14 protein-coding genes are annotated in these 12,507 nt (G+C 44.2%); 6 read left to right on the forward strand and 8 right to left on the reverse strand.

Annotated features, from left to right (window positions below):
- Positions 1–111 precede the first annotated feature (111 nt).
- The gene (locus QT998_RS03470) at positions 112–4,452 is read left to right on the forward strand and encodes a non-ribosomal peptide synthetase family protein (protein WP_333114125.1); all 4,341 of its coding nucleotides are present in this window, start codon (positions 112–114) and stop codon (positions 4,450–4,452) included.
- A gap of 59 nt (positions 4,453–4,511) precedes the next feature.
- Positions 4,512–5,888, forward strand: coding sequence for an aspartate aminotransferase family protein (locus QT998_RS03475; protein ID WP_333114128.1), 1,377 nt, complete (start codon positions 4,512–4,514; stop codon positions 5,886–5,888).
- 178 nt (positions 5,889–6,066) lie between these two features.
- Here the strand turns inward: QT998_RS03475 and QT998_RS03480 are convergent, their stop codons facing one another.
- Positions 6,067–6,357, reverse strand: a complete 291-nt coding sequence (locus QT998_RS03480; protein ID WP_333114279.1) for a transposase — start codon at positions 6,355–6,357, stop codon at positions 6,067–6,069.
- Between the two features lie 1,025 nt (positions 6,358–7,382).
- Between QT998_RS03480 and QT998_RS03485 the strand changes: the two genes are divergently transcribed.
- The 3 genes from QT998_RS03485 (at position 7,383) to QT998_RS03495 (ending at position 9,261) form a co-directional block, all read left to right on the forward strand.
- Complete coding sequence (locus tag QT998_RS03485) at positions 7,383–8,405, forward strand: ABC transporter ATP-binding protein (protein ID WP_333091908.1); 1,023 nt, start codon at positions 7,383–7,385, stop codon at positions 8,403–8,405.
- Between the two features lie 166 nt (positions 8,406–8,571).
- Complete coding sequence (locus tag QT998_RS03490) at positions 8,572–8,901, forward strand: DUF433 domain-containing protein (protein WP_333091906.1); 330 nt, start codon at positions 8,572–8,574, stop codon at positions 8,899–8,901.
- Between the two features lie 9 nt (positions 8,902–8,910).
- A complete protein-coding gene (locus QT998_RS03495; RefSeq protein WP_333025501.1) occupies positions 8,911–9,261 on the forward strand; it encodes a DUF5615 family PIN-like protein in 351 nt (116 codons plus the stop codon).
- Positions 9,262–9,282: 21 nt separating this feature from the next.
- On the opposite strand, the gene QT998_RS03500 is transcribed toward QT998_RS03495, so the two are convergent.
- On the reverse strand, positions 9,283–9,744 hold the full coding sequence (locus tag QT998_RS03500) for a hypothetical protein (protein WP_333091904.1): 462 nt from the start codon (positions 9,742–9,744) through the stop codon (positions 9,283–9,285).
- Here QT998_RS03500 and QT998_RS03505 point away from each other — a divergent pair.
- Entirely contained in the window at positions 9,714–10,172 is a 459-nt protein-coding gene (locus tag QT998_RS03505; protein ID WP_333091902.1) for a GUN4 domain-containing protein, read from the forward strand. The two genes, QT998_RS03500 and QT998_RS03505, sit on opposite strands and share 31 nt — an antisense overlap.
- Positions 10,173–10,230: 58 nt before the next feature.
- Here the strand turns inward: QT998_RS03505 and QT998_RS03510 are convergent, their stop codons facing one another.
- The 6 genes from QT998_RS03510 to QT998_RS03535 all read right to left on the reverse strand — a co-directional run bounded on the left by QT998_RS03510 (position 10,231) and on the right by QT998_RS03535 (position 12,382).
- The gene (locus QT998_RS03510) at positions 10,231–10,593 is read right to left on the reverse strand and encodes a type II toxin-antitoxin system PemK/MazF family toxin (protein WP_333091900.1); all 363 of its coding nucleotides are present in this window, start codon (positions 10,591–10,593) and stop codon (positions 10,231–10,233) included.
- Positions 10,583–11,062, reverse strand: coding sequence for a DUF433 domain-containing protein (locus tag QT998_RS03515; RefSeq protein WP_333091898.1), 480 nt, complete (start codon positions 11,060–11,062; stop codon positions 10,583–10,585). Before QT998_RS03515 ends, QT998_RS03510 begins: the two co-directional genes overlap by 11 nt.
- 187 nt (positions 11,063–11,249) lie before the next feature.
- Positions 11,250–11,660: a type II toxin-antitoxin system VapC family toxin gene (locus QT998_RS03520; protein WP_333114132.1), complete on the reverse strand. Its 411-nt coding sequence runs from the start codon at positions 11,658–11,660 to the stop codon at positions 11,250–11,252.
- On the reverse strand, positions 11,651–11,851 hold the full coding sequence (locus QT998_RS03525; RefSeq protein WP_333091894.1) for a hypothetical protein: 201 nt from the start codon (positions 11,849–11,851) through the stop codon (positions 11,651–11,653). Before QT998_RS03525 ends, QT998_RS03520 begins: the two co-directional genes overlap by 10 nt.
- 65 nt (positions 11,852–11,916) lie before the next feature.
- Positions 11,917–12,030 carry a type II toxin-antitoxin system PemK/MazF family toxin gene (locus QT998_RS03530; RefSeq protein WP_333114134.1) on the reverse strand — a complete coding sequence of 38 codons (114 nt, stop codon included), beginning with the start codon at positions 12,028–12,030 and terminating at the stop codon, positions 11,917–11,919.
- Positions 12,020–12,382, reverse strand: coding sequence for a hypothetical protein (locus tag QT998_RS03535; RefSeq protein WP_333114281.1), 363 nt, complete (start codon positions 12,380–12,382; stop codon positions 12,020–12,022). The genes QT998_RS03530 and QT998_RS03535 overlap by 11 nt, the downstream gene beginning before the upstream one ends.
- Positions 12,383–12,507 lie beyond the last annotated feature (125 nt).

The raw sequence follows: 12,507 nt of genomic DNA on the forward strand, positions 1-12,507 counted from the left end.
TTGACTGTCAACAGTGAACTCGAATTTACTATTGCGATGCTAACGGATTTGATATCATCTCTCCCAGGCAAAGGTAACGAGAATAAAGTAGTGCTTTGATAAAGAGGAACAATGCAAACAATTAATGGATTTCGGCTTTCACCCCAGCAAAAATATCTGTGGCTGTTGCAGCAAGACAGCCCTGCTTATCGCATTCAATCCGCTATTTTGATCGAGGGAAGTCTTCAAACTGATAACCTAAAGAAAGCTTTACAAAAAGCTAGCGATCGCCACGAAATTATCCGCACAAGCTTTCAGCGAAAGGCAGGGCTAAAAATTCCTATACAAGTTATTTCCGAACATAGCTCTGTTTCGTGGAATTGGGTTAACTTAAGTGAAGTGACTCCCCAGGAGCAAGAAGCCCAACTTGAAGAGATATTTCAGCAAGAAAAGAGCGCTTTCTTCAACTTCGAGCGCAATCCTGCTTGGCGCTTGTCTTTAATTACACTTTCATCTGAGAGGCATATTTTACTGGTCAGTTTGCCCGCGCTGTGCGCCGATAGTCGCACACTAAAAAATCTGGTTCAAGAAATCAGCCAGTGCTATGCCACCGGCCTTCACGGCGAAGAAATTACCGATGAAGTTGTGCAATACATTCAATTTTCCGAATGGCAAAATGAATTGCTCGAAGATGAGGAAGCGGCGGAGGGCAAAGAATACTGGACTGGGCATAATTATTCAGCGCTAGCGAGTTTAAGGTTGCCGTTTGAAAATAGATTAATTAACGCGCCAGCTCAATTTACTCCCCAATCTTTTGAGGTCAAATTAGAGTTAGCTTTGCTGGTTCAAGTGGAATATCTCGCCCGCCAGTACAACACCTCACTTTCTACATTCTTGCTCGCTTGCTGGAAAATTTTGCTCTGGCGGCTGATTGGCCAATCAGACATCGCTGTTGGCGTGGCATTCGACGGTCGAAAATATGAAGAACTAGAGCCAGCGCTTGGGCTGTTTGCCAAATTTTTACCGCTGTCGAGCCAACTAACAGAAAACTTTTCCTTCGCGGAAAGCTTGCAGCAAATTCAGCAGGAAGAACGCGAAGCATACAAGTATCAAGAATATTTCTCCCACGCATATCTAGGCAATTCTTCCGGCTTTCCATTTGGTTTCGAGTTTGAGGAACAACTCGAAAAGCATTCGGCTAGTGGCGTATTTTTTTCGATTTACAAGCAGTATGCGTGCTGCGATCGCTTCAAAGTTAAACTCTCTTGCCACCGCCAAAATGACTCGCTCGCCGCTGAGTTTCACTACGATCCTATCTTCCTTGCAGACAATAGTATCCGGTGCTTGGCAGAGCAATTTTACGCCTTAGTGCAAAGTGTAGCCAGCAACCCACAAACCGCAATCGGCAAGCTCGAAATGCTGAGCGATCGCGCCCGAAATCAATTATTAGTAGAATTCAACAGCACAAAAGCAGATTACCAGCTCGATAAGTGCGTGCACCAGCTATTTGAAGAACAAGCAGAGCGATCGCCCAACCGTATAGCTGCTGTTTGTGAAAATGAGCAAATTACCTACAGCGAACTCAACGCCCGCGCTAACCAAATCGCCCATTACTTGCAGCAATTAGGTGTCAAGCCAGAGGTGATTGTCGGCATTTGCGCCGATCGCTCTTTAGAGGCGATCGCTGGAATTCTAGGCATTCTCAAAGCAGGCGGCGCGTACCTACCGCTCGACCCAGCCATGCCCAAAGAGCGCCTAGCATTGATGCTGCAAAACGCTCAGACTCCAGTGCTGTTAACCCAACAGCATCTCATCAAAAATTTGCCTGAAACTAAGGCATATATCCTGTGCTTAGAGACAGACATTCCCTCTTTTTCTCCTACTACTTTCGTCTCTGCTTCTGGTGAAAATTTAGCTTATATTATCTATACCTCCGGTTCCACCGGCACCCCCAAAGGAGTCGCCATTGAACACCGACAACTGCTCAATTACCTGCACGGAATTCAGGAAAAATTAAACCTGCCATCAGGTGCAAATTATGCCACCGTTTCTACCTTCGCCGCCGACTTGGGAAACACCGTTATTTTTCCGGCTTTGTGTTCGGGTGGATGCCTGCACATCATCTCTCAAGAACGCGCAACAGATCCTCAAGCAATTGCAGCTTATTTTCAGCAACATTCTATCGATTGTCTTAAAATTGTTCCCTCTCACCTACAAGCTTTGTTGAGCGCTTCTAACGCCGCCCAAATCTTACCAAAAAAGCGATTAATTCTCGGCGGTGAGCCTTTGATGTGGAATTTAATTGAAACAATTCAGAAATACAATCCAGACTGCTCGATCTTCAACCATTACGGGCCGACAGAAACAACTGTAGGCGTGCTGACTTATCAGGTAAAAATGCAGGGCGATCGCATTTCCCAGACAGTTCCTTTAGGTCGCCCGCTACCCAACACGCAGATTTATTTGCTCGATTCGCACTTGCAGCCAGTTCCTGTAGGGGTAGCCGGTGAATTATATATTGCTGGGGCGGGATTGGCTCGCGGCTATCTAAACCAACCAGAACTCACTGCAGAAAAATTTATTTGCAAGTCATTGACTCAGGAACCGGAAACTCGACTTTACAAAACTGGCGACTTAGCTCGCTATTTGCCAGACGGAAATATAGAATTTATCGATCGCGCCGATCGCCAAGTAAAGCTGCGAGGTTTCCGCATTGAATTAGGGGAAATTGAGGGGGGGCTGTCTCATCATCCTTCTGTACGCGAGGCAGCCGTTTTACTTCAGGAAAATGAACCGGGAAATCAGCGTTTAGTCGCCTATATCGTTTCTCACTCAAAACTCAGCGTTCAGGACTCACAACTGATTGAGAGCCTGCGTTCATTCCTCAAAGAAAAGCTGCCCGAATACATGATACCTTCTGCTTTTGTGGTTCTGAAAGCGCTGCCACTGACTCCCAATGGCAAAATAGACCGTCAAGCGCTTCCTGCACCGTCCATAGCAGCCAATTTTACAGATACGTTTGTAGGCCCTCGCACTCCCGGTGAGGAGATTCTTGCCGAAATTTGGAGCCAGCTTCTCAACCTTCAAAAGGTAGGAATTCACGACAATTTCTTTGACTTGGGGGGACACTCATTACTGATTACTCAGTTGTTAGCCAAAGTGCGAGAAATTTTTCAGGTGGAATTGCCTTTGCGCGTTTTGTTTGAAGCTCCTACTGTAGCTGGTTTAGCTGAAAAGATCGAAATGCAACAAGGGGGCAACACAGCGGGCGATCGCACTGCAAGTTTCGATATTAACGCTGAAGTTGTTTTAGATCCGGCAATTCGCTCTACAACTCGATTGAGCGAGCCAAAAACTGAACCGGCTTGCATTCTCTTAACAGGGGCGACGGGCTTTTTGGGAGCCTTTTTACTCCGCGACCTCTTGCAACAAACTCAAGCAGAAATTTATTGCCTAGTCCGTTCTGCCGATTCAGAATCAGCTAAAAAGCGGATTCAAAGCAGCCTCGAATCCTATTTAATTTGGGATGAAAGCAGCAGCGATCGCATTATCCCAATTGCTGGAGATTTGTCTCAACCACTTTTGGGGCTTTCCGAGGAGCAGTTCGGAGTTTTAGCCAGTAAAATTGATGTCATTTACCACAATGGCGCGTTTGTCAAGTTTACTTATCCCTACTCGGTTCTCAAACCCCCTAACGTTTTGGGGACGCAGGAAGTTCTGAGATTGGCGAGTCAAAGTAAGCTAAAACCAGTCCATTTAATTTCTACGATTTCCGTTTTCTCGGCAATTGGAGAATCTGGGATTAAGCTCGTGCGAGAGGAGGATGAACTGACTCCGGGAGAGGGTTTAAAAGGCGCTTACACTCAGACTAAGTGGGTGGCAGAAAAGTTAGTAGAAATCGCGCGCGATCGCGGCATTCCTGTTAGCATTTACAGGCCAGGTCGCATTTCTGGGGATAGCAAAACGGGGGCTTGCAATCCCAGCGATTTACTATACAGGTTAATCGCTGGTTGCGTGCAACTTGGATGTGCGCCCGATGACGATAAGCTGATGAATGTAGCGCCTGTTGACTATGTGAGCCGAGCGATCGTTCATCTTTCGAGCCAAAAAGAATTGCTCGGAAAGACTTTTCATTTAGTCAACTCTCAGTCCTTTCAGATGAGTGAATTGCTGGGCTGGATTTGCTCAATGGGTTATCAAATCAAACGAGTTTCTTCTGAGACTTGGCAAGCAGAAATAATCAATCGCGCTGGAAATTCTCCCGATCATGCTTTGTACCCGCTAGTCGGTCTTTTCTCCGAAAAAGTTTCGGAAGCAGAAATGGCTAAATCTGCCACGCTGCAATTCGATTGCCAGAATGCGTTGAAGGGACTTTCTGGAACTGATATTATCTGCCCACAAGCCGATGCGAGTTTGTTTCGGACTTATTTTTCTTATCTCGCAAATTGTGGCCTGATAGGTAGTCGCAATTAAAACTTGTAAGGGCGCAAAGCATTGCGCCCCTACCTGACTCAATCTCTGGAAAATTCAAAATGAACGAACAATTGCAGCAAAGACACATGAAAGCGCTGATAGAGCGCTACACCGATCGCACAAAAACCTCTAAGAATTTCGCGCAAAAATACCGTCCGGTTCTCGCTGACAATCGGGCTTCTGATGGGTTTCGCTTTCCCGTCAAGGAGATGTTTTATCCCATTGTCGCCGATCGCTCGCTTGGCTCTAAAATGTGGGATGTTGATGGCAACGAATACATCGATATCACAATGGGATTTGGCATCAATCTTTTCGGTCATAATCCGCCCTTTATTAAAGAAGCCCTATTAGAGCAACTCGATCGCGGTGTGCAGATTGGCGCTCAAGCAGACCTTGCCGGAGAAGTTGCGGAATTAATCTGCGAACTGACGGGGATGGATCGCGTCGCTTTTTCTAATACCGGCACCGAAGCAGTGATGGCAGCTTTACGATTAGCTAGAGCGGCAACTAAACGCAATAAAATTGCTTTATTCTCTGGTTCTTATCACGGTCATTTTGACGGAACTCTCGCCGTTGTAAAAAAGATAAATGGCGATTTATGCACCATTCCAAAAGCGCCAGGAATTCTCGCTAATTTTATTGAAGATGTTTTAGTTTTGGATTACGGAAGCCCTCATGCCCTGGAAATTATCAAAGCTCACCAGCACGAATTAGCGGCGGTTCTCGTGGAGCCGGTGCAAAGCCGCCGTCTCGATTTGCAACCCAAAGAATTTCTCCAGCAACTCAGGCAATTAACAAAAGAATCAGAAATTGCGCTGATTTTTGATGAAATGGTTAGTGGTTTCCGAATTCATCAAGGCGGGGCGCAGGCGTGGTTTGGCATTGAGGCAGATATTGCAACTTATGGCAAAATTGTCGGGGGCGGTATGCCCATTGGAATTATCGCTGGAAAAGCTGCTTATATGGATAAAATTGACGGCGGTTTGTGGAACTACGGCGATGATTCCTACCCCCAGATAAAAACCACAATTTTTGCTGGCACTTTTTGCAAGCACCCACTTGCTCTGGCCGCTGCGCGTTCCGTGCTGCGCTATCTTAAAAGTCAAGGCCCAGTCCTTCAGCAGCAGTTGAATCAGCGAACTTCGCAGCTAGTTGAAACCCTGAATACTTATTTCAAAGAAAATGAAGTCTCTGTCTGGCTTGTAAATTTCGGATCGCAATTTCGCGCTGCTGCATCCGTTGAGATAGATCCGCTACTTTTTCACTTACTCGAAAAGCGTATTTTCATATCCGAAGGTCGTAGCTGCTTTCTCTCCACCGCTCACACTAATGAAGACATCGATCGCATCATTCAGGCTGTTAAAGAGAGCATTCAAGAAATGCGCGAAGGAGGCTTTTTCCCGGTTTCTTCTCATCCCCAAGCAGAAGTTGTTTAGGCTCTTCCTTACTTACCATGCCAAACTAACACCATTTTTTTAAAGATGTGCTAGAGATAAAGAATGTAAAATTCAAGACCATCCTGTGAGAAAACCAATGACATGATTCGTTAAAGATGCTAAGATTTCCTGAACTTTTACGCGGAGTTCGTCAAGATTACTAACAACTAACTTTCGCTTAAAATTCTTTGATGTATTCCCACACTCTTTCTGTTGGATTTACTTCAGGACAATGAGGAGGCTGAAATAGTAAAATAATATTGTCTGGCAATTCAGATGTGTTTAAAAGATGACCGGGAGCATTATCCACTTGAATAATGTGCAATTCATCGGGATATTGAAGCGACAATTGTTGCAAATATGCTTGAAAACAAACTTTATCTAAATGGGGAAACTCCCAAAAAACAACTTCTTCCAGTAGATGGGGATACTGCGACCTAATGCCAGAAAAATTTAAATTTCTATTGATGTTCTTCTACGGGCTTTATACCCCGTAGTGTTATCCTTCGTCTCTGAATTTTATGTAGTCCTAATCGAGTTTCGTCACTGCACCAAAACAGAACTTTCTTGTATTTCTTTACTTGGTCAGGAACTCGATCCAGCAAAAGGCTTTGATTGTTTGAGGCAGGCTATTCTTGAATTTATTGATTGCCGTTGGCTTTTGTTTCCTACTGCGGGTTCTTGGGATTTTCGATTTACTTTTCAACTCCCCTTTAACCAAGGAGTATACAGCTTGATAACTACTAGGTATTTCTTTGATCGGCCAGAGCCAGAGATGAACTTCTTTATAACGGGAAAATCCTTCGGGTTCTCTCAATTATTGTTGTAATGCAGCCGCTACGTCAACTGAAAACTTCTTGGGTCTGCCAAAAATCTGCCGATTTTTTAACAAGTTTTCCCGACCACCCTCTTTATATTGAAAGAGCCAGCGATGAATTGTGGTTTCACTTTTACCCAAAATCTACGATATTTCTCGGACTGTTTCTACTTTTGTTGATTGAAATAAATAAAGCATTTGAACTTTATTATATGATAAAATTTTTTTTGGTTGTTTCCTAATCTTTAGCAATACTTCTACAGGTTCGGCAATCTTTATATGAGGACAACCAGACATTTTAATGTTCTCCTTTACTTTATATAAATCTATCATAACTTTATAAAAATGGTATAAGAAGTTATAGTTAACTCCATTTTTTTTGATAAAAACATCAATAACCGAGAAAAGAAATCAGAACTGGCGCATAAATATTAAAGAAACCGGGTTTTGGACAGGGATTAAAGGTTGAGATGCGCGGGTTCGTTAAAAAAAACCGGTTTCTGCCTCGGCGCATCAATCTTAAACAAATTAGGTTGTGGAGAGGGATTAAAGGTTGAGATGCGCGGGTTCGCCAAAAAACCCGGTTTCTATGGAGACTTGGGCTTTGAATTTCGAGATTCCGGCAAATCAAGCCCAGAAGTGTCAAAATATTAACAACCAGTTCATCCCCAAAATATATGGCTCCCGCCGTTTTAATTGAAAATCTTCAGAAACGCTACGGCACTGTAGAAGCCGTTAAAGATGTTTCCTTCAAGGTAGAACCGGGGGAAATATTTGGTTTGCTAGGGCCCAACGGTGCTGGTAAAACCACTACCCTGCGGGTACTTTGTACTTTAACATCGCCAGACAGCGGACGCATTGAAGTGTCTGGCATTTGCGCTGTCAGCCAGCCGAGAATTGCTCGACAGAGACTAGGCTATGTGGCTCAAGAAGTTGCTCTCGATAAGGTGTTGACGGGCCGGGAACTCCTGCAACTGCAAGCGGCGCTTTACCATTTGCCCCGCCCTACGATTAAAGGGCGGATTGACGAAATGGTGAAACTCCTCGGTTTGGAGGAGTGGGAAAATAAAAAGACTGGTACGTATTCCGGCGGTATCCGCAAGCGCTTGGATTTGGCTGCTGGGTTGCTTCACCAGCCGGATGTTTTGGTGTTAGACGAACCGACTGTCGGGCTCGATATTGAAAGTCGGTTGGTTGTTTGGGATTTCCTGCGGCGCTTGCGCGAGGAAGGTACGACGGTTTTGATTACGAGTCACTATCTCGAAGAAGTTGACGCTTTGGCCGATCGCGTGGCGATTATTGACAAGGGTACGGTGATTGCACAGGGCACGCCGGAGGAGTTGAAAAATCGGGTTGGGGGCGATCGGGTGACTCTGCGGATTCGGGAGTTTTCGCCGATCGAAGAAGCCGAAAAAGCTAAAAATCTAATGCAATCGCTGCCTTTTGTGCAAGAAGTAATTGTCAATACGGCTCAAGGAAATTCTCTCAATTTAGTAGTAACACCGCAAAGCGATGCGCTGGTGACAATTCAGCAAGCTTTGAAAGATGCGGGACTTCCTACTTTTGGGATTGCTCAATCTCGGCCGAGTTTGGATGATGTGTATTTGGCGGCGACTGGTAAGACGCTGTTGGATGCCGAGTTGGCTGCTGCTAGCAACCGCGATTTGAAGGCGGAGCAAAAACAGGCGATGCGATCGTAATTTAGTTTAATTGGAAGCTCCACGCGCGGGGTCAGAAACCCGGTTTCTTTACAGATTTCTCGTCGCCAAACCAGATTTTTTTAAGAAACCGGGTTTCTTTTGCCTTAGTCCTATTTAAGATGATTCGGCGGTTGAATACGATGGTAATTTTGGAGGATATTAATAAATGAATCTTGTTTTAGAAGTTGAAGCGCCTCCTTTCCGAGAAGATGCAACAGGTGCTATTCGGGTGGGAAATTCAAGAGTTTTGCTGGAATTGGTGATTCGAGCTTTTCAGGATGGTGCGTCGCCGGAATCAATTGTGCAGCGTTATTCAACTGTGTCATTGTCCGATGTCTATAGTGCGATCGGCTATTATCTCCGACACCAAGAAACAGTAGAAGCTTATCTCAATTATCGCGAGCAATTAGCAGATTCCGTCCGTCAGCGTTTGTTGGATATTCAACCCGATCTCAGTGTTGTGCGATCGCGCTTGTTAGCCCAAAAACAATCTTGAGGATTAACTATGCTGCGGCTGTTGAGCGATGAAAATTTTAATGGCGATATTGTTCGAGGGCTTTTCCTGCGTCAGCCAGACCTTGACTTGCTTCGCGTTCAGGATGTTGGTTTGCGAGAAGCTGACGATCCAACAATTCTCAACTGGGCGGCCCAGAACGATCGCATTGTGTTAAGCCATGACCGAGCAACTATGCCCGATTTGGCTTACGAACAGTTGAGGGATAAGGAACAAATGTCAGGTTTGTTTATAATTAACGATCGAATGCCAGTTAGACAGGCTATTGATGAACTTCTGGTGCTGGTTAACTGTAGCGAACAATCGGAGTGGAAAGGAGTTGTTTTGTATCTACCATTGTAACAATTAGCTAGATATTTAGGACTATTCTGCAACCATTTTAACATACTGTTTTAACACAGGTGGAATCGTGAAAACGGTTTCAGCTTCACCGCTCAATTTTTCGATCATTCCCCGTCGGGCTAAAGATTGAATTGCTTTACATAATTCGCCCTGCGAACCTTGACATTTTGCCAAAAATTGAGTAAAGGAAACAGGTTCGATTTCATTACTAAGTTGCGAAATAGCCTGTTTTTCTCTTTCCGACAACCGCTGATAGTGCTGCTGCAATATCGGCGTCAATTCATCGCTTAAAAATACTGGTTTATAGCTTAAATATTGAGATACTCTACCATTAAATAAGTTGTTTATAGTTTGAGCGACTAATTTTAACCAGAGGGGATTACCTTGATAAAGGTTAATCAATTCGGGCCAGGCTTCTTCATCCAACAAACTTTTTTCTCTAAGAATTTCTGTTGCTGCTTCACCTAAACCGGTTAACTGCAATAAACGTACTTTTACGCACTATTGACCAGCTTTGGGTACAATACAGTGACGGACATTTTGGTTTTAGCATCCAGTTAGGTATCTTGGAAGAATGTAAAAAAGCGGATGATTGGAAAAAAAAAGAAGTAAAGGAATTTGATCGCGGTATGTGTGGTCATGTTCAAGAGCATTTCGTGAAACTTTCCGGGTCCTTAGTTCCACTCGCCGATCCAGTTGAAGTGGTAATGCTTCGGGAACGCTTGGGGTGGATTACTCGTTGTTACCCTACTGAGGAGACATACAGTTTTATGTGTGCCGTGGATCCTTCTAAGCTCAAATACAGTATAGGGGCTCCAAAAGGTCATCTCCCCGTTTATGATAATGGTACGAAGATTTTTAATTCATATATGCTATATGTTTGGCAGCGACTAAAAGACTGTGGTATATAGAGTGCAATTAAGGCAAATAATCTCGAATCAAACAATAGCGATCGCTCTTGATAAATAACTACTGATACTCTACTACAGCGGCGATCGCCCTGGCAATTTCCTCCCTATCAGTAGTCGAAAGTTCTCCTATTTTACGAATGAATCTTTGTACATCCATACCCCGCAATTGCAACACGTCCACTGCCGAAATTTTCGTTAAACCATTAGCAATATCTGAGTCAATCTTAATGTGCCAGATATTACCAGCATAATATTCTTTCCAATCTGTGATAGGTGCAGCCAATTTCAGTGGTAATTTACCAACACTATCAGAACTTACCACTACAGCGGGACGGATTTTTTTGATTTCTGCTCCCACTGTTGGGTCAAAATTAGCCAACCAAATATCACCCCGTTTAGGAGAAGGAGAGTTAGTAGTCAATTAAATCTCCTGCTTCTAATTCTTGCCATTCTCTATCTTCCTGGTAATGTTGCAACATTACCTCAGCTTGTCTTTCTAAAATATTTCGTCTCTCTTCTAATGGCAATTGCATAAATTCTCTGCGACTGGGATAGTTCCCTAGTGTTGGTATTTCTAAAGCTATATCGCTCGACTGCTTTTGAATCTGACGATCGCAACTCAATGCTTCTATTCGATCGCTTTCGGCTGCTTCCGCTGCAATGTCAGCATCAATTTCCTCTCGGTTAGCATGATAATAAGTCAAAGCTGCATAGACTTGAGTGAGAGTTAAATGCCCGATGCGATCGCCAATTTCTTCTGCATTCAAACCTTGCTTGTACCAAATAGCAATGCGCCGGACTGTAACACCCGTTCCGGCAATAATTGGACAGCCACCATGTATGTCAGGATTGCGGCTAATTAAAGTTCCTATATCTGTGATAGTTGACAAGATTTTTTTCCCCGCCAATTTCCGATCGCTCTCTTATCTAGGATAACACTGTCACAGCAAGAGCGATCGCCCTTATTTTCCTGAAGTGCGATCGCCCTTATCCCATCCCCATTAACTCTCTTTCGTATGCGATCGCTAAAAAGTGAGCTCGCCCTTATTCCCAAAAGTGCGATCGCCCTTTCCATTCTCATGCTTTTGATTGGGCGGCAGGAATAACTTCAATTAGTCCCGTATGAAAAGCTGTATCGTAGGTAATAACTGGTAAATTTTCGAGTTCAGCTTGTGCCATAATCATCCGGTCAAACGGATCGCGGTGGGCAATAGGCAGGCTGCCAGCGCGAAGGGCATGGGCTGAAGTTATAGCTAGTTCGATAAATTGCGATCGGTGGAGGATTTGCGAATATTCCCCGACAATCTGTTTGGCTTCGGGAAGTTTACCCATGCGATATTTGGTGGCTATTTCCCAGGCTGAAGCAGTGCTGACAATGATATTAAAATCCGGGTTGCGAATGATGTCGCGGCATTTGGCATTGAGTTTGGGGTCGTCAAAGAGCCACCACAACAGGATATGGGTGTCAATGAGATAGCTTATTCCCATTGTTCGAGTTCCTCTTCTGGTAGGGGCTCAAAAAAAGTATCACCCAGTTTTCCTGTCAGTAAACCAGGCCTGCGAGGCTGTGGCTGTTCTCGTCCTAATCCGAGGCGAAAGTAGTGAATCAAGTCATAGATTTCTGCAAGTTTGTCTTCGGGAATGTCTTGTAGTTCTTGAACGATCTTCTCAATTAGCATAAATCAAACACTCCGATAGTTGCTGGTTAATCGATCGAGCTACTGCGATCGCCCTTAATAAGTAACTACTCATACTCTACTACAGCCGGACGAATTTTTTTGATTTCGGCTCCCAGTGTTGGGTTGAAATTAGCCAACCAAATATCACCCCGTTTAGGAGAAGGAGAGTTAATAGTCAATTAAATCTCCCGCTTCTAATTCTTGCCATTCTCTATCTTCCTGGTAATGTTGCAACATTACCTCAGCTTGTTTTGCTAGAATATTTCGCCTCTCTTCTAGCGACAATTGCATAAATTCTCGGCGGCTGGGATAGTTGGCTATTGTTGGTATTTCTAAAGCTATATCAATATCTAATGGCTGTGCTTTTCCTGCAGATATTTCCTGTTTGGCGCGTTTTGCAGCCACAATCAGAGATTGTTGTGTGTTCTGAAAAGATACATTCCACTGTTCTTCATCCCTCAAGTCTTCAAGATAGTCTCGCAAATGTTCAACAACTCTATCTTGAAGAGTTTCCGACAAAGATTCCATCATTTTGACCAAAGTGGCGATTCCCTACGGGATAGCTACGCACGCGCGCCCTTGATGAGATAGCTTTATCCTCCTAATAAATCAAGTTTTTATTTAGCATATTTGATGAGCTTATTCTCAATTGTAAG

Origin of the sequence: Microcoleus sp. S1D4 (genome assembly GCF_036700765.1) — a bacterium.
In the GTDB taxonomy this organism is placed as follows: domain Bacteria; phylum Cyanobacteriota; class Cyanobacteriia; order Cyanobacteriales; family Microcoleaceae; genus Microcoleus.